14 protein-coding genes are annotated in these 20732 nt (G+C 61.3%); 5 read left to right on the forward strand and 9 right to left on the reverse strand.

What is annotated here, in order from left to right:
• Positions 1 to 110: 110 nt before the first annotated feature.
• On the reverse strand, positions 111 to 1490 hold the full coding sequence (gene ntrC, locus ACFPME_RS17480) for a nitrogen regulation protein NR(I) (RefSeq protein ID WP_377306972.1): 1380 nt from the start codon (positions 1488 to 1490) through the stop codon (positions 111 to 113).
• Positions 1483 to 2490: a two-component system sensor histidine kinase NtrB gene (locus ACFPME_RS17485; RefSeq protein WP_377306973.1), complete on the reverse strand. Its 1008-nt coding sequence runs from the start codon at positions 2488 to 2490 to the stop codon at positions 1483 to 1485. The genes ntrC and ACFPME_RS17485 overlap by 8 nt, the downstream gene beginning before the upstream one ends.
• A gap of 393 nt (positions 2491 to 2883) precedes the next feature.
• On the opposite strand from ACFPME_RS17485, the gene ACFPME_RS17490 reads away from it, so the two are divergent.
• The 4 genes from ACFPME_RS17490 (at position 2884) to ACFPME_RS17505 (ending at position 12059) form a co-directional block, all read left to right on the forward strand.
• A complete protein-coding gene (locus ACFPME_RS17490) occupies positions 2884 to 3600 on the forward strand; it encodes a hypothetical protein (RefSeq protein WP_377306974.1) in 717 nt (238 codons plus the stop codon).
• Between the two features lie 90 nt (positions 3601 to 3690).
• Positions 3691 to 4695, forward strand: coding sequence for a class A beta-lactamase (bla, locus tag ACFPME_RS17495; protein ID WP_377306975.1), 1005 nt, complete (start codon positions 3691 to 3693; stop codon positions 4693 to 4695).
• 273 nt (positions 4696 to 4968) lie between these two features.
• Positions 4969 to 5691, forward strand: a complete 723-nt coding sequence (locus ACFPME_RS17500; RefSeq protein ID WP_377306976.1) for a MarR family transcriptional regulator — start codon at positions 4969 to 4971, stop codon at positions 5689 to 5691.
• On the forward strand, positions 5688 to 12059 hold the full coding sequence (locus tag ACFPME_RS17505) for an HTH domain-containing protein (protein WP_377306977.1): 6372 nt from the start codon (positions 5688 to 5690) through the stop codon (positions 12057 to 12059). The genes ACFPME_RS17500 and ACFPME_RS17505 overlap by 4 nt, the downstream gene beginning before the upstream one ends.
• Positions 12060 to 12188: 129 nt before the next feature.
• Here ACFPME_RS17505 and ACFPME_RS17510 read toward each other — a convergent pair whose 3' ends face one another.
• The 7 genes from ACFPME_RS17510 to ACFPME_RS17540 form a co-directional block, all read right to left on the reverse strand.
• On the reverse strand, positions 12189 to 13601 hold the full coding sequence (locus tag ACFPME_RS17510) for a TniQ family protein (RefSeq protein WP_377306978.1): 1413 nt from the start codon (positions 13599 to 13601) through the stop codon (positions 12189 to 12191).
• The gene (locus tag ACFPME_RS17515; protein ID WP_377306979.1) at positions 13598 to 14620 is read right to left on the reverse strand and encodes an ATP-binding protein; all 1023 of its coding nucleotides are present in this window, start codon (positions 14618 to 14620) and stop codon (positions 13598 to 13600) included. Before ACFPME_RS17515 ends, ACFPME_RS17510 begins: the two co-directional genes overlap by 4 nt.
• Positions 14617 to 15105, reverse strand: a complete 489-nt coding sequence (locus ACFPME_RS17520) for a hypothetical protein (protein WP_377306980.1) — start codon at positions 15103 to 15105, stop codon at positions 14617 to 14619. The genes ACFPME_RS17515 and ACFPME_RS17520 overlap by 4 nt, the downstream gene beginning before the upstream one ends.
• A 32-nt stretch (positions 15106 to 15137) precedes the next feature.
• A complete protein-coding gene (locus tag ACFPME_RS17525) occupies positions 15138 to 17072 on the reverse strand; it encodes a hypothetical protein (RefSeq protein WP_377306982.1) in 1935 nt (644 codons plus the stop codon).
• A gap of 513 nt (positions 17073 to 17585) precedes the next feature.
• The gene (locus tag ACFPME_RS17530) at positions 17586 to 17858 is read right to left on the reverse strand and encodes a hypothetical protein (protein ID WP_377306983.1); all 273 of its coding nucleotides are present in this window, start codon (positions 17856 to 17858) and stop codon (positions 17586 to 17588) included.
• 298 nt (positions 17859 to 18156) lie between these two features.
• Entirely contained in the window at positions 18157 to 19506 is a 1350-nt protein-coding gene (locus ACFPME_RS17535; protein WP_377306984.1) for a TniQ family protein, read from the reverse strand.
• Positions 19507 to 19551: 45 nt separating this feature from the next.
• Positions 19552 to 19902: a hypothetical protein gene (locus tag ACFPME_RS17540; RefSeq protein WP_377306985.1), complete on the reverse strand. Its 351-nt coding sequence runs from the start codon at positions 19900 to 19902 to the stop codon at positions 19552 to 19554.
• A gap of 547 nt (positions 19903 to 20449) precedes the next feature.
• On the opposite strand from ACFPME_RS17540, the gene ACFPME_RS17545 reads away from it, so the two are divergent.
• The gene (locus tag ACFPME_RS17545; protein WP_377306986.1) at positions 20450 to 20629 is read left to right on the forward strand and encodes a hypothetical protein; all 180 of its coding nucleotides are present in this window, start codon (positions 20450 to 20452) and stop codon (positions 20627 to 20629) included.
• The last annotated feature ends 103 nt before the right edge of the window (positions 20630 to 20732 follow it).

The following is a 20732-nucleotide window of genomic DNA, read 5'->3' on the forward strand; positions in this document are numbered from 1 at the left end:
CCCTTCCGTTCGCGTTGAACGAGCCGGCCGCCACCATCCGTCCGTACCGAGCGAAGTACGGACGGAATCCCGGCAGCTCCGCGCATCGGCATGGGCCGCTGCGGCGTCAGTCATCTCTTCCGCGTGCGCGACGCGCCCAGCTTGCGCGTGAGCGTGTTGCGGCCGACACCGAGCGCGCTGGCGGCGTTCTGGCGGTGGCCTTCGCTGGCCTGCAGCGCGGCCTGCAACAGAGTGCGGTCCAGCGCTTCGCGGGCGCGGGCGTGGATGTCCGTTTCACCACCGGCCAGTGCGGCCACCACCCACTCGCGCAGCGCATCGGTCCATTCGCCGCCGCCGGGCGCCACGGCGCCGGCACCCAGATCCGCCGGCAGGATTTCACTACCCGGCGCGATCACTGCCAGCCGGCGGCACAGGTTCTCCAGCTCGCGCACATTGCCGGGGTAGTCGCGCTGCGCAACCAGCTTCAACGCCGCCTTCGAGAAGCGCTTCGACGGCAGCTTCAGGTCCCTCGCCGTGGCGGCGAGGAAGTGTTGCGCCAGCAGCGGGATGTCGCTGCGGCGCGTGCGCAGCGGCGGCAACTCGATGCGCACCACGTCGAGACGGTGCATCAGGTCGGCGCGGAACTGCCCGCCAGCGACGCGTGCGGCCAGGTCCTGGTGGGTGGCGGCGACGATGCGCACGTTGCCGCGGATCAACTCGCGTCCACCGACGCGATAGAACTCGCCGCCGGCCAGCACGCGCAGCAGGCGGGTCTGCAGCGCCAGCGGCATGTCGCCGATCTCGTCGAGAAACAGCGTGCCGCCCTCGGCCTGCTCGAAACGGCCGGCGACGCGCCGGCTGGCGCCGGTGAACGCGCCGGCCTCGTGGCCGAACAACTCGCTTTCCAGCAGTTCGCTGGGAATCGCCGCGGTGTTCAACGCCACGAACGGCTTCTCGTGGCGCGCGCTTTCCTCGTGCAGCGCACGTGCCACCAGTTCCTTGCCGGTGCCGGTTTCGCCGGTGATCAGCACATTGAGATCGCTGGCGGCGATACGGCCGATCAGCCGGAACACCTCGCGCATCGGCACACTTTCGCCGAGCAGTGCGTCGGTCGCCACGGTGGCGTGGTGGTCAGCCACCGTCGGCGACGCGACGCTGGCCAGCGCGCGCTGCACGCTGGCCACTGCGTGATCGAGATCGAACGGCTTGGCCAGATAATCCACCGCGCCCGCGCGATACGCCGCGGCAGTGGTGGCGACATCGGTGTAGGCACTCATCACGATGACCGGGCCGATACCCTGCGCCTGCAGTTCGCCGAGCAGGCCCAGCCCGTCTTCCCCCGGCATGCGCACGTCGGTGAGCAGCAGGGCGGGGCGCGTGTCCCGCAGCGCTTCGCGCGCGGCCGCCACGTCGCCGAACTCGCGAACCGTCAAGCCTGCATCGCGCAGGGCTTCCGCCAGCACGAAACGCACGCCGCGATCGTCGTCGACGATCCAGATTTCCTCAGTCATGTGCTCGCTCCAGTGGCAGATACAGCGAGAACACCGTCTCGCCCGGGCGGCTCGCACAGCGCAGCTCGCCGCCATGCTCGTGCGCGATCTCGCGTGACAGCGCCAAACCCAGGCCGCTGCCATCGACGCGGCCGGATACCAGTGGCTGGAACAGCGTGTCGCGCAAGGCCGCCGGCACGCCGGTGCCGTCGTCGATCACATCCACCCGCAGCGCCATGCGCAGCACCCGTTCGCCCAGGTTCAGGCCGTGCTCGATCCGCGTGCGCAAGGTCAACGTACGCGCGCCGGCTTCCAGTGCATTGCGCGCGAGGTTGAGCAGCACCTGCTGCAGCCGGTCCGCATCGCCGAGCAGGTCCGGTACGCTGGGGTCGTAGTCGTGGCGCAGCTGCGGCGGCGACGATTCGGCCTGCAGCAGATCGGTCAGCCGCCCCAGCAATTGATGGATATTCACCGGGCCGAGCCGCACCGTGCCATCGTGATGCAGCAGCCGGTTCGCCAGCGCGCCGAGCCGATCCGCCTCATCGATGATCAGGCCCGCCAGCGCCCGCAGGTCCGCGTTGTCGACCCGCCGCTGCAGCAGCTGCGCCGCGCCGCGCAGGCCGGCCAGCGGGTTCTTCACTTCATGCGCGAAGCCACGCAGGGTGGCCGATAGCGGTGAACTGTTCGACAGCGGCTGGGCCAGCACGTGCACTTCCAGCAGCAGGCCGTCCTCGAACGGCTGCAGCGCGATATCCGCCGTGATTTCCCGGGCACCGACCACCGCCAGCGATATACCGCGCCATTGCGCGGGGCGTTGCTCTTTCAACACCCTGGCGGCCTGCGCCAGCGCGTCCGGTTCCCTCAGCAGCAGGTCGAGCGGCTGCCCGACCACGTTCCTCAACCCCAGCTCCAGCCGCTCGGCCAATGCCGGGTTGATCCAGCTCAGGCGCAACTCCGCATCGACCAGAGCCAGCCCGGTCGCCATCTGTGCCGCCCATGTCCGCCACGCCCGATCGTTCATTGCACCATGATGGGCAATGCGTCGACTTGGTGCAAATGAAGCGGCCGGGAAGCACCGCGGATGCATCGCCGTCGTGGACAGAACTCCATAGTTTGTAGGCCAAACACAAACTATGGAGAACGGGCTGCCTACAAACTATGGAGTTTGGGCCGCGATCGAGTTACCTCAGGGCCGTCCTGACCTCGTAATGGAGTGCCGGAATCAGCATTCCGCCGCAAGCCGCACCTAGCAGCCGCCAATCGGACCACAGCCAAGCTCCCCTGGGCCGGCCGCAACCGTCGCAAACCGACCCATAGCTGCCACTCATCACGCGCCCACTTCCGGGGTGGCGGCGAGCAGGAGCCGGCCGCATGAGTCAAGATGTTAGGCATTTTGGGAAGACGGATTGCCGGCATGAGCATTACGAAAAATGATCAGCGCAAATGGTGCTTGAACTTCTTTAAATCTAAGGTCAAAGAGTTTGATTTTTATCTCCGTGGAGTTGTTGAATGTTGTGATCAATCGATGCTGAGATTCAAAACATCAAGGCAAGGCACGGAGCACACTGAAAATAAGATAGTTTTCGCGTTTTCAGCATTCGCAAACACCATCCAGACACTGAAAGACAGTGGATCAATTTTTCTGCCCACTAAGATTACTTGGGGTGACATTGCAGGCTTACGCCACGGCAAATTCATGGAATTAAGCAGAAATGCAGCAACCCATGATGGGCATCCAATCGTCACGGCGTGGGCAGATGGCCACTATTTTGTTCCGGCGGACATCCATCGATTTGATTCGAGGGGCGATCTCATTAAAATTGTGGCGCCGACTGAGGACGTTAGCCAGTTTTGTCTCGAATTTTCCCGGGACTTCGGTGACTTTCTTGCCACCCGAGTTCGTGCATTAGAGCCTATGGAAAGTGTCGGCTTCGGCATTGATGAGCTCGAGCATGGCTTACAGTCTCGCTTTGTTCCTGAGTTCGTCAGACAATTATTTCGAGATCGAAGATCCGAGATCGAAAAGGCGATGGCCGAAGTAAAAACTGATCCAGCAGAAGGTTGCCGGTCCATATTGATGCAAGTCATTGAGTTTTGTGACGAACGCCTTGCCGCAAGCCAGATGAACTAAATGACCTCTTCTGGCCGATGCCGGACGCGGCCGGCCTATCGAAGACTGATAGCATTCGCTCTGGAGTCATAAATGTCATCAGGGATGTTCATGAGCCAAACCCTCCGATCGCTCGCCTTGGCTATGCTCCTGTCGGCGCCCATTTCGCCCTCAACGAGCGCCGAGGTGATCAAGGTCCAAGGCGCCCGTCTGCAACACGTCTTGACGACGCTCGCGGAGAGCGCAAAGCCCGGCGTGTTGGGAATTACGGCGGTGGATCTGCGCACAGGAACCCGGGTCCGAGTTAACGCAGGTCGTGCGTTCCCCATGATGAGCGTCATCAAGGCGCCCGTTGCCGCAGCGGTGTTGGCCCAGGTTGATGCCGGTCTGATCGGGTTGGACCAGATGGTCGCCGTTGATCGAGAAGATCTTGTACCGGGGGCAGCAGTGCCATCAATCGGGGCTGTATTCAAGGGCGAGCGCATGCGCTTCACAGTCCGGCGTTTGCTGTCCGCCGCGGTCAGCGAGAGTGACAACACGGCGGTCGACGCCCTGATCAAGCTGGTTGGCGGGCCACGTGTGGTCACCCGGTTTCTGCGGGACCACGGCATCGACAGCATGCGCGTAGATCTTTCCGAGGGCGACGTTGGCCGTATATTCCGAGATACCACCGACGGGCGCGCCATCCCGGATGACGAGTCTGAGCTTGCTGCGTTATCACGCCAGCGGCGCGGCTATCGGGCTTATATGGAAGATCCACGCAACCGCACGACGCCTGACGCGGCTGCCGATTTCCTTGAAAAGCTCTGGGCCGGGGAGCTGCTCTCTCGCGAGTCGACAAAGCGGCTGGTCGACCTCATGTACGGTCAAACCCTGCCCAATCGCTTGCGGGCCGGGCTGCCAAAGGGTGTCCGCCTCGCTGACAAGTGCGGGACTTCGTACACCCTGGAAGGCCAAACGGCGGCCTTCAACGATATAGGTGTGATAACGATGCCTGATGGCCGGACCATTGTCGTGGCGGCGTTTCTTACCGGCTCGCGCGACGACAAAGCGGCACGTGGCAAGCTTTTCGCCCAGATCGGAAAGGTCCTGACAGATCCATCCCTGCTGCCGTAGCAGCAGCAGGACTTCGGCGCCTCAGCAGGCGCAGTGAAACGATGTCTGTTTTCGACCCGAAGCGGACATCGTGAGTGGCGCGAAAGCTGGCGACGGTGGTCACTACCGTTGGTTGGTCGAGTCGCTGGCGTCGCCAGTCACTGGCTGGCGACCAACGGCTGGACGCGGCGCTAACAGTACGAAGGGCTGCCTCAAATGACTCTGGCCTAACACTGCGAACGGGAGCTGGAAAGCCATACAATTGTGCACAATTGTTCTGGAGGTTATTTCCGCATGCAGGCGAGCACCGAGGTCCTTGAGCGGTTGATGGGTTCGGCATTGCGGGCTATCACGCAGCCCCAAAGCAAGCAGGTCGATATGGCAATCGAGCAGGCGCGGGCCGCTGCTCAGGAAGCCTCTGTCGCAGTCCATCGCCATGGGCGGGGCGTGCATCAGCCTTCCTTCGATCTCGGAGTCACAACGACCATCGTCCGGTTACTCGACACCACCACGCAGGATCGGTGGCTGAGTGATCTGCGGGCAGTGGCGCGCGCGATTCCGCACGGATTGCAAACGTTGCAGGAGATCGCCCGCCTCAACGCGCTAGGCAGCCAGCCCACGCAGCAGGAGCTGGCTGATCGCCTTCGCGTTGACCGGGGCAATTTCAATCGCCACATCCGCAAACTGACGGACTTGGGCTTGATTGAATCAAGCCGCCGTCGCCAGGCGTTGCTGTATGCGCTGACCGCGCTTGGCGAGGAGGTCGCGCAGGCAAGACCGATTCAAGAGCCGACCCTGTCCGAAGCGCTGCGCGCCAGCGCGTCGCCCTACGCCGAGATCGCACAGCGCCAGCGCAGACCCTTCGCCGGCTACACAGGGTCCTCGACGGCGGACGCGGGCATCGCGGCGTCGGGACGAGCTTTTGAGTGGGCAGCGCCCCAAGCGACACCGCCCGCTCGTTTCGAGCGGGGTTCGGTGGTCAAGTTTGATACGCAATTACTGGGGACGCCCGCATGAACCGCCAATCGGCGCGCCTGGAAGGCGTTCCCGGGACCGAGGCCGTTGGCAGTAAGCGTGGATACTATTATCAGGATGTCGCCACTGCCTTGGCGTGGGCGCAGCTGCGCGACGGCGAAACGCTTGTCGTTGAGGTCGCAGAAGACCTCGCCGTCGATATGGGCAATGAAGCCGTAATTCATCAGGTAAAGCATCTGGCCGCATCGGCGACCTTGAATTCCGTGTTGGAATTCCTCGACCGTGCCTTGGAGCTTCGCGAGCTCAACCCGGGCAAGCGCTTGGCTTTTGTCTACCGCACCACGGGCCGCATCGGCACCGAGAAGCAAGTCGCACACCGCCCCGCGGGCGAGGAGGGACTGAGCTATTGGAGTGCTGTGCAGAAGCTGGATCGCGCCCCCCTGCCGCTGATAGCGGTGTTGAAGACGTTGGCGCCCGCCAAGTCACGTTTGCACGTGTTTCTGGCGGCAAAATCGACCGACGAGATCGTCGCCGAGCTCATTGCCTCCATTTCCTGGGCCACGCGCGAGCCCGATACCAGTCGACTGCTCCAGAACCTTGAAGAACGTCTGTCGGAAATCGCTCACCGTGAGTATCGCGTTCGTTGGGGCGAGGGTCGGCGTCTGGTGCCGGCTGTAATTGATGCGGTCACGCGTGTCTCGCAAGAAGCCGCGGTCGAAAACCGCGAGCTCAGCTACGTAAGGTTGCTGACGCTGCTCGAAACGGAGACGCGCAAGTCGCTGCCTCACCGCGATTATCAACAACTTCAGGACGCCGCCGCGTTGGCCGAAAACCCGCCGACCGAGCAGGTGGAAGCCGACGTTGAAAGGCGTCTGGCGCGGTTGAAAGCGGTCCGATTTTTCCCCGAGGCGGAACCCACCGATCTGGCGCGACGTTTGGCGTCAGACGTCCGCGACGGCGGAGCTTGTCAGCTGGGTGGCAAAGCCCTGCGGGCGCTCGCTCTGAGCTGGTGCGCGCGCATCCTCTCCGAAGACGACCACGACCTTGCCTCCGCATTAGTGGGTGAGGCTAAGGTGCTCTCGCCGCAATCCCATGTCACGTTGGTAGAAGCTTTGCTCTTGAGCAAGGAGGACGTGGCAAAAGCGCGCAAGCTGGTCGTAGACGAACGCGATGGGCTGGCCCAGACGATTCGCTATGCGCTGGCGCGCCGCGAGGGCCTGGGCGAGGGATTACGGTGGATCGAAACGAGCGGGCTAATACCCACCCACCTCGATGCCGATGGGGATTGCGTGGTGCTCGGGGACATGGTGAAGCAAGGGCAGTGGGATGGAGTCCTGGGTTGGCTGGACCGGGTCCCGGCCGAAGCATTTGATGCCTGTCCCGCCTTGCTTTGGGTCGGCGCCAATGTGCTCGTCGCGCTCAGCGTGGCCCCGCAGCTGCGTAGCAACGCCCTGCAAGGCCCACCGGTCGCGAACGAGTTGCCGCTGATGGATCGAGCGGATGCGCTCGCGCTGCGGCGGCGTGCCGCAACCCTGTTCCGGCGCTTCCACAATGCGGCGCAGTCCCTCGACGTCCCCGACACAGCGGCGTCGGCGCTGGAATACTGCCTGTGGCTGCAACTGCAGGACCGCACCACAACCGCCGCTGCGGCGACCGAAGTGTTGCAGCACTGGAATGCGGCGGGAGCTGAGGAGCAGGCGCGATGGGTGCCGTTGGCGCTCGTGGCTAACCTGAGAATCGATCGCCAAGAACTGGCTCAGCAGATCGACCAGCGTGCCGCGACGTATGGGGCACTGAACTTGAACGATGCGCGCGCGCGCGTCGCTTTACTGCTGGCGCAGCGCGCAGCCGATTCCATCGATCTGTGGCCCGCCATTCGCGAACACCTTCGTCCGTATTTCGATCCTGGATTTCTGGAGAACTGGGAAGTACAGGCCTTGGCGCTGTCGGGGCGCCAGACGGACGCCGCAGCGGCGTTGGCGAACGCGACCCATCTGCCGGACGTCGTTCGCCAGCGACTCGCGCTGGAACTCACCGGAGTCGTTGACGAAGCCGCAGTGGAAGCCCTCCGTGCCGCCGCTGCTGCCGAGCCGTCTCCCGCCACGCTGCAGACACTGGTGGCTGCGCTGCAGAAGGCCAAACAATTGCCCGAGGCGATCAACCGTGCGTTCGAACTTTTCGAAATGACGCAGGATCGCGAACACGCCGAGGACGTGCTGCGATTGCTGGCTCGCGAAGAACGGTGGGACGAGGTGGTGGTCTTCTTGGACCAACATCCCGTGCTCGTTGAACAGTCGCGTGCCCTGGCCGCCGTGTACTTCGATGCGCTGTTTCGGCGCGGTCGTTGGAGTGACGCGCAGCGCCACAGTGAAATGAGCGCAGAGCTTTCGGGTCGGCGCCATGAAATCGATCTGCAGCTGTCGCTTTACTCGGGCAAGTGGGAAGGGCTGGGCTTGTTCCTCGAGACGATCCAAGCTGATCCTGACCTGAGTGTCGAGGACCGGCGCCGCTTTGCCCGCTTGGCCACTGCACTGGGTCGCACGGCCATCGCTAAACGCCTGGCCAAAGCAGCGGTGGAGGCCGCCCCGGACGCCCCGTCGGTGTTATTGGACGGGTACATGCTGGCGGTGCGTGGACGTTGGGACGACGATGAGGAAGTTGCCAGCTGGCTGCACAGGGCTATCGCGTTGTCGGACGAGAACGGTCCTGTCCACGCCAAGGACCTCGCCGAGTTGGTGGAGCTTGCGCCCCAGTGGCGCACCCGCACGGAGGCGCTGTCCAAGGGGATTGCCTCGGCGGAGATGTACTTGGGTTTGGTGGCGCAGCACCTCAATCGCCCACTGGCCACCTTTCTGCTGGCCAACGCGGTTGCGAACCAGAACGAGCGCGATCCCCGCCGGCGCACCCCAATCAGTGCCTTCGCCGCTGTCCGCCGCGTCGCACTGCTGCGACCGCAGGTGATCGCGCTGGATCAAACTGCGCTGTTGACCCTGGGGCGCCTGGGCCTGCTGCCGAAGCTCCTGCAAGCCTTCGAACGCATCTACGTTCCCCATGCCACGGGGGTCTGGCTGTTCTCCGAGTACGCCGAAGTCCAGTTTCATCAACCCGGTCGAATTCATGACGCACGCCGGCTGCTGCGTGCGATTGCAGCCGACGAGCTGCGAATGGCACCGGTCGGCGGCGAGCACTCGCGGCGGCTGGCAGCGGAAGTTGGCGTCGACTTGGCGCAGCTGCTGCAAGCGGTCACGCTCCATCGCGAGACGCTGACGGATACGTTTGTGGTGCGTCCCGGCCCGGTGCACCGGGCCGCTTCCTTGATGCGCGAGGAGGCCAACTTGGGTGAGACGGCGCCGCTTTTCCGAAGCTGTTTGGAGATCGTGCGCAGCCTCCACTTCCACGGCCTGTTGGCGGATGACGCACACGAACGCGCGCTCGCTTATTTGACCCAAAACGACAAGGGGTTCACGCACGACAGCACGGTGCCACTGGCTGCCGCGCTGTACTTGGACGATGTCACGGTCAGTTACTTCCAACACCTTAACCTGTGGAAACCGCTGGCCGATGCCGGTTTCAAACTCTTCATTCATCCCGACGTCAAGGCGGAAGCGGCGGCTCTGGAACAGCTAGACGCCGCCACGCAGAAGGTAATCGAGGTGCTCGATGCGCTTCGCCGGTTTCTGGTAGATGGCCAGAACCAGGACAAAGTCAGCTTCCTGCGCAAACCCGCGCGTGAGGCTGGTGACAGCGATGAGAATGCACCGCAGTTCTTGTTGCTGCAGGCGATCGAGCACGAACCCGGGGTGGAAGCGGTGATTGTCGATGATCGTGCCGCCAACAAGTTTGCGGAATTCACCTACCCCGACGGTTCGGTGACCGCACTGGGTACCACCCTCGACGTGCTGGAATGGCTGCAAGACACGCTGGCCATCGACGAAAAGGAGTGGATGAACTATCGAACGGAACTGCGCCGCAGCGGCTATCTTTTTATTCCGGTTACGGCGCGCGAGCTTGGCGCGGCCTTGCGCGCTTCGCAGGTCCACGACGGCGTCCTGATTGAATCGCCAGCGTTGCGTGCCCTACGCGAGAACCACCTGCAGGCACAGGCCGCGGAAATGCTGCGCATTCCCGACGAACTGCCGTGGCTGGTGGAGATTGGTGCGCAAATCCAGCAGGCGATCGTGACGCTGTGGTCGAACGGGGATGACAACGTCGAGACGGCCGTGCGTGCCGGATGGCTGGTCGAGTATGGCCGCTGGGACGGCTTCTTGGGCCAGTTGCCCGGGCCGTGGGAGGCAGGCCGCCTCCTCGACATCGATGCGATAAGCTTGAGCCGCTTGCTGTTCAACAACGCGGTGTTGAAGCGGCATCGACGGGCGCATTCCGCTTGGCTCGACAAGGAATATCTCGAACCGATTCGGCGCTCGAAGCCGCGCCTGTTTGATGCCGTCTACCAGCGGGTCGCACAGCAATTCAACGATCTCTCGGGCTATCTGGCGACCAACGAGCGCGAGCTCCCGCAAGAGCAGCTCGCCGCAGTTGCGGCGGATGTGTGCAAGAGCTTCGTGAGCGATTTGCCGCAGTCTTTGCGCGACCGCATCTTTGAAGATCGCACATTGTTGAAACAGCTTGGCCTGAATCGCTCGACGCGCATCACGGTGCATACCGACGGCAAACCAAGCTTCCACACGTCAGCGTTCTACACCGCGGTGGAGCAGGCCTATGCTGGCGCAGCACCGACTACGATCAACGACGAGGCGGGCGATACTTGGGAGCTGCATGTCGCCGCAACTCGCGCAGTCGTATGCCGCCATCCGGCGACGGGACGCGAGTTCCGCGTACCGCATGCGCAATTGTTGGACGTCGATGCCGGCCGGCGCGAAGCCTATTTGACACAATGGGCCCGCGACTTCGGACTGACACCCGATAACATTGGGGCTTGGCTGGAGGAAGTACGCCAAGCCCCGTTGCACCCGCATCGCTTCGATCTACTGGAGCGCGATCTGGAGGATTCCCCCGCAGGCGAGCTCGAGCGCACCAAAGAGGCATTCGTAGGCCCAGTGGTCCAGTCCGACCTGGTCCCCATGAGCCGGCGGTACTACGAACGCCTTGTCCCGGCTTGGCAGGGGCAGCGCACGCTTCCGGAATTCGTCGATGCGCTGCGGCTGCGGGTTCCTGCGTCCGATCCGGTGGCGCAAGTGCGGCACGAACTGCTGTGGTCAGCCCACGCACACACCGCACCTGTTGCCGGCATTGCGATGCTTGAGGAGGCGACGCTGCGCGCCCTGGTCAGCGACCTGTTGCCGACCATCGACCTGTGGTCGTTGACCGGACTTATCGAGGGCATGCTCGCTCGACCCGATGCCACCCAAGCGTTGCGCGATCTGGTCGTCGAGCTGATTACCTCGTTCGCCGCACACATCCAAGATTCCGGCAGGGTGGAGCTGACGTCCCGCTTGGGCGGCATGGCGGATGGGCTGCTCAACACGTCTGGGTTATTCACCGGGGCACCCGTTTACTGGCGCCGCCTGGCCGCTTTGGCTCATGCCGCCGTGCTGGAACGCGCCGTGCTGGAACTGGGTGTCCCTCCCTCGCAGCTGGCGAGCTGGGCCCATGATTCTTGGTCTATCTTTCAAACGGCCACGCTCGCTGATGTGTCGTCGGAGCCGCGCTGGAACGGTTTCATGCTCGCACCCGAGCAGCTTAAGCAAGAGCTGATAGGTCGCGTTTTAGGCGTGTTGGAGTGCCACCGCGAAGGGCTGGCCGAACCCCTGGCCGGCTTGGCTTTTGGGGCGGCGGACGGATCGCTTGAAGCCCAGCGCGTCGTCTTTTTCAGTGGACTGCCAGGTCCGCTGGAAGGCGGTTTGGCCATCGCGCAAACGCTGCCGGAATTTCTGGTCGAGCAGTTCAACACCACGCTGGGCGACACCAGCCAGGCGTTGGAATTTCGTGTCCTGGCCAGCGCGCACCTCGCCGGCTTGGGAACACCAAGGCCGGAGCAGTGGGCGAAGTTGACCGAGATCGTCAAGGAGCTCGCGCTGTCCGACAGCATCGATGTGGAAGCGAATCACTGGGCCGCGCTGCTAACGCGGCTGTCGCTCGCGGCGGCGAGTTCGCGCGATCGCCCGCTGGCCGACGCCGTGCTGCGGCTCATCGAGGAACACAGTGCTGCGCCGCTGTCGTTGCGCCTGTATGCCGGCATCACGACATGCGGGGTGGAGGCGCAGGATGGCGAATGGGCCGCCGCCGTCGCGAGCCATGTAGCGCGCTGTACCGCGGCCGAGTTGTCCAGAGAGGATGCCGAGTACGTGCTGGCGCTACTGCGGATCCTGTGTGATGCCAAGCCGGTACTGCGTCCGCGGATCGCACCGATCATCGCGCGGCTCAATGGGGTCTCAAAGCGAGTTGGGTAACAGCAGCCGGACGCGTCCTAACTTCACAATCATGACGACGACGCGAGTGTCCGCTTCTGGCCGATGTCTGCCGTTCGCTCCCCTCAAATCGGCCACGCTTCCGAGCTTCTCTTTGGTAGCCTTGAAAACTCAACACCACTGCTCGCCTATCCCGCCTAGTTTTTTTTGAGCTCGGAGCTCCTGCAGCGAGAGTCCCAGTACCTTTGCTTTTGCCAACTCGATCGCGCGTCGCCAGTGAGTAATGCACCTGACCATTTGCCATGCATCCTCGACTGAAATGTCCAAGGTGCGCGCAACCAATTTACGAGCTTTCCTTCCGTCACTGGGTCCGAAAGGGTTGGGCCGAATGGCCTTGATGCAATTCAAGGCTCTTAGGAAGGCTTGTTCAGCGCGCCGAAGCGCGCCGGAGGATGCTTGTCGCTGATAGCGCAACATATATCGACCGTACACGTCCGGCGACACTGTCGACACCGCTCTTCGAGTCACCTTGAGCTCACGCATGGCGCTGCGAGGATGAGGGAGATAGAACATCTTTTGGTTTGCTAACAAAGCCTCAAGGAAACTCGCGAGTACCAGTACATTCTCCTCATCATGCCCCGAAGGAAGTTCGAGCGGCCGGTATTCTCCCCATCGCTCTATGAAGGACAATGCGCCCGACTCAACCGGGTTTAGGAGCAAATCTTGCACCGAGATGCCCTGTAGAGCGCACGCGTTGATCAGTGTATGCAACCTGACACGAACACCGCTCCCCTTCGGTAGGCCTCGCGGAAAATTCAACCTAACCAGCCGGGCTAACGCATCGGATGCCCCGACCGATAGAGCGGGGTTTGATGGCGCCGATCGCGTTATCGTGTACGCAAATGTCTCAAACGTGGTGCCTGGCAAGGGATCTCGACCCGGCGTCGCGCAAAGTTCGACAAGCTTTGAAAGTTGGCCTTCGGCCCAACTCACGTATCGAGGTTTGACGGACCAGGCACCATCGCCAGCCAAGCTTCGCTGGCACTTCGAACAATTTCGTCTCGATTGGTATCTGACGCTGGGCTTCTGTATGGCGCCACAGTGGCGACACCGATCTTCCAAGTCACAGCCGTGGTCGGGGCAAGTGACGCGTAGGTCAATGGACCACTGCAGTGGCTCCCACGATGTCGCTTCGTCCCACTCCTTGTAGCATTGCGGACACCAGCGGTGATAACCCGAGGCTCTGCCAACCGCGCCGGGCGTCAGAATTGCATCGAGCAAGTAAAAGGAGCCACATCGAATGGTCTCAACACCTGTCAGGATTTCCAGATTTTCGATTCGTCGCTTGTAGACCTTGCCCGGCCCGCAGAAGCTGGAAGCCAAAGTCGTCTTACGTATTCCTGGCTCGTCAAAGGGCGCTGGCAACGAAACAATGCTTTTGACTGACGTGCCGGTAATCCAAGCTAACCTGATGACATAGTGCTCCACCGACTCCACCAGCGCCGTGCCGACGCCCATCAGAGGCACTGGAGGTAGAACGCTCCAGAAGGCCGTGTCGGGGCGAAACAGGGATTTATCGCTCACGAAGGCTTTCCATATCCGGTACCCCCCGAATTCCAGCGCCTTTCGACCAGGGTCGATCGCTTCGATACGTCTCCAGGCTCCATCGCCTGCTCGAACGCTTCGATGTCACGCCATAGGGTCGCAAGATCCTCATCGTTGTAATACGCGCCCTCGATGTGTCGCTTATGAATACGTGGCACCCCCTCGAGGCGGGCATGACATGTAGCGCGCTCCAAGAGCTGGACTATCTCAGCGAACACGCCGCCCGTTGCGGCCAGAAGATCGTTGGCCATCGTGCATAGAAGATCGCTGCGCGAAAATTCGTACTTGGCACTGAGCGTCTTCAGTAGACGTAGGTAGTGCGATTCATCTCCCTTTCGCTTGTCGCTGTAAGGCGGCATCCAAACGGTGATGACACGCCTTCGTAGCTCCGAGTGAATCGCCCACAATCTCGTCGCCGTGTGGATACCCGTCATGATGAACATGACGCCTGCAGCTTCGGCAACCGACATCAAATGCAATGTATGTTCAGCCGGTGAGGTATTACGGCGGTTCACAAGGAGTGCCGTGACTTGTTCAAGAGACACGTACTTACAACCTCTCGCTGCGAGAGAGCGTCGGAACGTCTTCCAGTAGTCCCCTTCCGTGGCGGCGTGACGCCTAAGCTGATCCCAGATCAGCGCGCATTGCGCAGTTTCTGCGCGGATGTGTTCCTCCGTGGATTTCGGGATGATATTTCCCGTGAACAGCCAATCGAGCGAGGGGACGTGCAGCTCCTCAACGAGAGTCTTTGCAAGCTCACGTGAACTGAAATAGGCCGCGTTGGGAAGCATGGCGAACGTCTCTATCGCTGGAATTCGACCACGCCCCCAGTTCGAGGGGTTACCAAACATTTCTTGCATCACGGAACGACGCAGTGTGGTCTTGCCTGCTCCTGACGGGCCCACCAGAAAGACCATATGACCCGGCTGGAAATCGTCGAGCGCAGCCTTCAGCTGCGCCTGGGCCTTCAAGTAATAGAAATGCTCAATGCCGCTCATGCCCTCGTTCCGCGTTCGTCACAAAGAGCAAGATCGTCCCAGAGAGCTCTTCTCGGATTCGGGAAATTCTCGCTAGTGGGCAGGTCGGGATCGCTTGCCTGCGCGCCCACCTTCGCTTGCTGAAGCTCGTTCGGTGAACCCTGGGAAGCAGATGCCGTCGCGAAGTTCGCAAGTTCCAGACGTGTATGGCGTTTGCGGCCTATGACTTCGGCACGCACCCTGGTCTCCGCTCTACGGATGGGTGCGTACATCAAGTCAAACAATTTCTGTGGCTGCGATAGCAGCGCCATGCTTTGCACGCGACTGTGAAATGCTTTCAGCCAACGTCCACCAATGAGGACACGCAAGATGGTCGGATCTTCGCAATCGCTTCGAAGCTCCTCAACATCGTGAAAACGAAGCGCGTAGATCAGCTCGTCACTGGTGAAGTAGCCTTCTTCCGTCCGCACACCGCGTTGTGGATTGATGCTTTTCTTGACGTCCACTTTGATGGATGTCCGAAGGAGGAAGTCCTCGTTCAATTCACAAGGAACGCCGAAGTCACCCAGGGTAGCGAGGGCCTGCGCTTTCTTTTCGAGAGGGGTTTGCCCATCTGCGGTAGGCGTGTGTTGGGCAGGTCGTCGTAGACGAATGTAAGGAATTGCTCCAACACCATCTCAAATGACGTCTTAGCGTTCTTACGGCTCTTGAACCGTCCGTCGATCTTCCGCCCCTTTTGATCTGGCTCGGTGCTTCCTGTTAACTGATGCGCCACTTGGCAATTGACTTGCTTGATCGCGTTCTCGGCGATGCCATTCCAGGCGCTTCCCGCGGTGGGTGACCAGCGCAGCGACAGGTATCCTTCTGCCAGTATCTCAATCCACCAAGAGCGGTTTTCTGGCCCGCGATCGACATGGATAAATTGCGGCAGACATCGATGACGCCGGACATACTCTCTCAGCAAAATGGCCACGCCGTCTGTCCGTGCCGGCCCAAAGATGAACGCGTGAGCCATGGTGTCGCCAGACGCTCCGTCCACACCAATGTAAAACTTCGCCTTGCATGCCGGCATGAGTTTGAGAATATTTTTCGCGATACGGTTGTCGAGATCCGATGAATCAATGTGCAGTGTGTGCCCATACCCAATCGGCGGTAACGAGCGCATGCGGGGGTCGGTCGCCGCACGAATGGCTTGGTAGCCTCGCAGGCCGCCTGTGGCGAGTGCGTGGCGCATAGGTTTTTCTCGGCGAAGGCGCCTGTAGAACGCCGTCCTGCCACAGGCTTCGGTGCCTAGCTGGGCGCACTCCTTTTCGAAGAAGAAGTAGAGACTCTTCGGAGTTTTGGCACGCCCCGTATTCCAATATCGGACGATCGCTGTCTCCGCGGCCTGATCCTGCTCCGGGCAAAGTCGAGACAGTCGATTGCCTGAACCTTCGTATCGTGTAAGGCATGCAGACAACGGCGTTCTTCCTTGTGCCACTGCGGCTTCAATCATCCTCGCGAGCTGCCTCATGCGATCTGTTGGAGGCTCCTCTCCACGCGCAATGGCCTCAACGCGCGCCAGGCGCCGACGAGCCTTTTCCACATCGGTGGTGCTCGCTCGTAGCAATGGATCGTTGAGCTCAGGTTGGCGATAGATCTCACCGGATTCTTGCAGTGCGAGCGAATCGACCGCTTCGGCATGTTGTCGGTCGACGTACATGTGGAACTGATCGGTCATGAGGATGGGCGTGCTCTTCAGCGGCCCGAAGGCCAACCACTTTCCCAGCATCCATAGCGCGGTTCGAACACTGAACCCGTCGATTTCCTCGCATAGTTGTGTCACTGACGCAGGCTGCCTTGCGATGGCGGCTATCGCCCGATCCACAGCTCTTGGCGCGATGGTGCCCATGCCGCCGCGCATCACCCCGTAGATAGCTTCCAGATTCTGCAAATAGATGCCCGGTTCATGCGGCGGCGACCAAACGGAAAAGCCCACCTCGTGCTCAGAAGCAAAGGCGCGATAGGGCACGTGTTGCCAGATTCCATCGCATTGCGTCCAATCGGAGTGCGGCTCAGCGTTCTTGAGCAGCCATGCTTGCGGCTTACATTCAATCAACTCGACCCTGCCTTGGCGGAACACTAGGAAATCGAGATTGGCCGACGTGACGTGTCGCCGTCCGTTTGGCAGGACACGTTGGATACTGCGACATGGCACTTGCACGTGGTAGCCAATGACGTCCGGATCGAGTTCCAGTTCGTAAGCACACACTAGCTCGCAGGTGTGGCTCTCCAGGACACGAGGCTTCCTGTTCTTCAACGAATCGAAGCGGGTCACGACATTGGTGAGCGCGGCCTTGCCCACTTTTCGAGAGGGGCTTCCATAGACCATGTTTTCCGCATGACGGATGGCGTGACTGCTCATGCCCATGCGGGCGTAGACGAGCTGCCGATCCTCGGCGCCAGGACCACCGATTTCGCTATCTATAGACATGACGTTTCCTCCGCAGAGGCCCCACGACGCGCGTCTCGGAACTGCGGTAGGCGGCTAAAGCACGCCTTCGGCAAAAACGCGCCCGTGCCAGGCCTGACAAGGCTTGACAAGAAGGTCGGCGAGAGGGAAAGTAATCGGCAGCGATCGTCACGACGTCGCCGATCTGAATTGCCCTCGAGCTGGTACCTCGGGGGCTTTTCGTTTTCCAGGCCGTTGAGTTTTTATCCTAAGTCATCGGCGTCTTCCTCCCTTGAAAGCGTTGTGTAGCAAGGGATGCCGGCCGGACGTTTGTTACGGCCAAATGCGCGGAGCCGATCTGTTCGGTAGGGTGGATTCGACGACCTCCCGTTACGCCCTCTGATATCGACGGCTCAAAACGATGTCGTCTGGGATGAGCGTTGCGCTCTCCACGGAAGATGCACTCGATGCCGACGCACACAGCGACCAGGGGCCAGGCACAGCCGGCCCGCCCGCTGAACAAGTGGTTTCCAAGCGAGTCAGCCCGCGCGGTGCCTAGGCATGTCTCTCGTGTTCGTCGACGCTCTCGGCGCTTAGTAGAAGCAAGGACTCCAACCACGTCTTCACGGTTTGCGTTGCCGCGAACCAGCCCCGGCGACCAGGAACCTTGAACATGACGATAGGCAACCGGCCCATCTGGCGGGCTTTTGCAAGCGCACCGGTGGAGGGGTAACCGAGGAGGCGCGCGGTTTCGGATGCGCTGATCAGTGGGGTCCGTGGAAGGTAAGCGTCCAGATTCGCCAGTGTTTGGCTGATGGTCGGCGTCATTGATCACCCCACTTCTCATGCAATCGCGGTTAGTCACGCTCTGTCGCGTCAGGCTCAGTTTGCCCGCCGCCGGTGGCCAACTTGCGATGCAGGGGCAACTCGCTGACATTCCGACGGCCCGTCGCTACGACGAAAGCGATCCTGTCACGCCCGTCGCGAGATGTCAATTTAACTCATTGATTTTACAGTGATATATATATCACTCTAGACCATGCGAGGCATGCCGAATGCGCATTTGGGAGAACACAAAGCGTCCGCTTGTCGACCAGACTCATCTCCTAGCTTGGACGCGGCTGTGTCATTCGGCGCGAGGAGACTTCTGCTGGGCAGACGCCAGGTGCGCCTGTGCCCTTCGACGTAGGTGCGTGTAGACAAGGGCAGAAAAGAACACGGACGCCGCTTCGTCCTGAGAAATATGTGCGGCCTTCGCAATCGGCTCTGGTTTATTCCACAGGGTTCCGCGCCGCAGACGGTGGAGCGGGATATCCGCCACATCCCTCAGAGCAGCCTGAAAGGCATCGGCTAACCGAATATTGGCTACGGTCCCTGCCTGCTCTCGATACCTGACTTCGTATCGTTCGTATAACTCGACATTGGCGTCACGTACCAGAGCACGACCGAGGCCCCATTCACGCAAAACGGCTTCCATGGGCGGTAGGTAACAGGCCCTGCACCGATTCAGGAGGCTTGTCAGCAAGTCCTGCGCGATACCCGCCTTTTCGTTCCTGGACTCGTTTCGTAGCGACGGTGCGGCATGGTCCTTCCACAAGTCGATCAATGGAGCTGATGCCGCTTCCCGTGGAGCTCGCAACATGTCGCACACCGATACTCCTTGTAAGGCGCACGTACGAAGCATGGCGCGCAATGACGGTTTCCTGATTGACCCATTACCGCCTTGCAGTCGCACCGTTGACTGCAGGGACACCGGCAGGGTCTCGTATCCCCTCGCCTGAGCGAGTAGCTCTTCTATATAGGTCGAGTAGGTCTCTTCAGGGAACGGTTCTTGCCCGACCGTCGAGCACAGCTCCACCAGTTGGCAGAGCTGCTCATCTATCCATGCATCGCGTGCCGACAACAACACCACGGGACGGCGCATGTCGCCCAGACCCGTGCTGCATTGGACGCAGCGGCGTCGATGACTCAGAGATATGCCCGCTGGCTGTAGCGCGCCGCACGAGGTGCAACGATCTTCCAACCTGCGCCTATGCTTCGGACAACACGAGAGTAGGCCTATCGACCAGATCAGCGGTTCATAGGACTGGTGGGGATTCCATTCTGCGTAGCACTCCGAACACCAACGCCGGTGGGAGATCGGACGCCCGAGGAACAATGGTCCTGCAACATTCTTGAGCACCCAAAATGTGCCGTAGCGCAGGTGCTCGACTCCGGTCAGCCGCTCCAGTGTCAGGATGCGACTTTCGGGTCGGCCCAGCGTCAAATCGCGGCTAGTGGTCGCCTCCTCATGGTCACTTTTCCCCAGAGGTCCCGTGCCGGAATACGCCCCAAGCCGACTGGCCGAGATCCCAGAGACCCAAGCGATTCGGCGAACGTAGTGCGCAAGAGACTCGACCATGGCGCTTCCCAAGCCATGCAAGGGCAGTGGAGGAAGCACCGTCCAATGAGGTTGAGTCTTCGGGTCAGCGTTCATAGCATCTCCTCCGATTTTTGGAAGAGTATTCGTTTTAGGGCTGCACTAGCTCTGATCCCACGCCTCAATGACGAGCCTTTCATCAGCAGAACAGGCGAGCGCCCCGGGATCAATCGTTAGCTGCCCGTTCCACCCTGGTGGAAGTACATAATCGTCCCCGACCACCAATGGGCTGCGGTTTGCCGGAAGACCTTTTGTCAGGATGGGCAGCAAGACACCGGCAGCAACGGAGTAGCGATTTGGATAGCCATTTCCGCCCAGGTCGACCGCTTTGTCCGCTTTGACAAGATCATTCAGCCAATCCAAGCCAAAGACGCTAGTCTCCCAGCGTGCCACTGGCGGATCCTGGGGCGAATCGGCGCCTTCGCGACGTATCAGGACATACCAGCCAAGCACTTGGAGTATCTCCGCGTAGATCTAACCTTCAGTTCAGCGGCAGCGTAGCCGTCTGCCGGGCCGGCGACGACGATGCACGCGATACCGTTGCACAATACTGCAAATGACCAATGTCGAGCAGCTTCGATTTGGGCGGGCGGAACTACGGCTGCGCAAACGGGGTAGAACCCGCAGCTTTGAGGTGCGCGAGCTGGGAATAGGCGAACGCATCCGGATAGGCGAGGACATCCGATGCAAACAGGTGGCCGGCTGGGACACTGCGCCGACATATCCGGACGCGCAACCATCGCCGACGACGGAGTGGTAGATAGGCCATCCCCTACACGCGCCGGCGCTCGCCGCCGATGCCGGACAAGCCGCCACCCGTGCAACCTGTGAGTGCCCCGTGAGTCAGGAACAAACCGACCGGACGTCCGGCGTTGCCGACATCACAAGGTCAGGCGGAACCGATGAACCGGGGCGTCCTTCATGGTGGGGCTTTCATCCCCCGAAAGCTTCAACCCTTCGCGCCTGATATTCAGGCGCTGCTTTTTTTGGAGCGGCGGCCATGCTCGAAGTCCATCTCGCGCCCGACGGTTTCACGGTATATGACACCGACGCCGGCGAAGCCGTGATCAAATTCGCCAGCCGCGCGGAAGCGGACGAGATGATCGCCACGCTTCAAATTGCGGAGGTGCATGCCAAGCTGCAAAGGTGGGCACCTGACGTGGTGCCACTAACGTATTGATTTAAGGCGATCAGATCCGGTCACCCAGCCACAGCCTCCGATCTGCCGCCATTGCCGCGCCGCCGCCTTCGGTCTGCGCCGCGCTCGCCCGCGAGCCGCTCGA

The sequence above is a fragment of the Rhodanobacter umsongensis genome (assembly GCF_042654965.1).
In the GTDB taxonomy this organism is placed as follows: Bacteria; Pseudomonadota; Gammaproteobacteria; order Xanthomonadales; family Rhodanobacteraceae; genus Rhodanobacter; species Rhodanobacter umsongensis.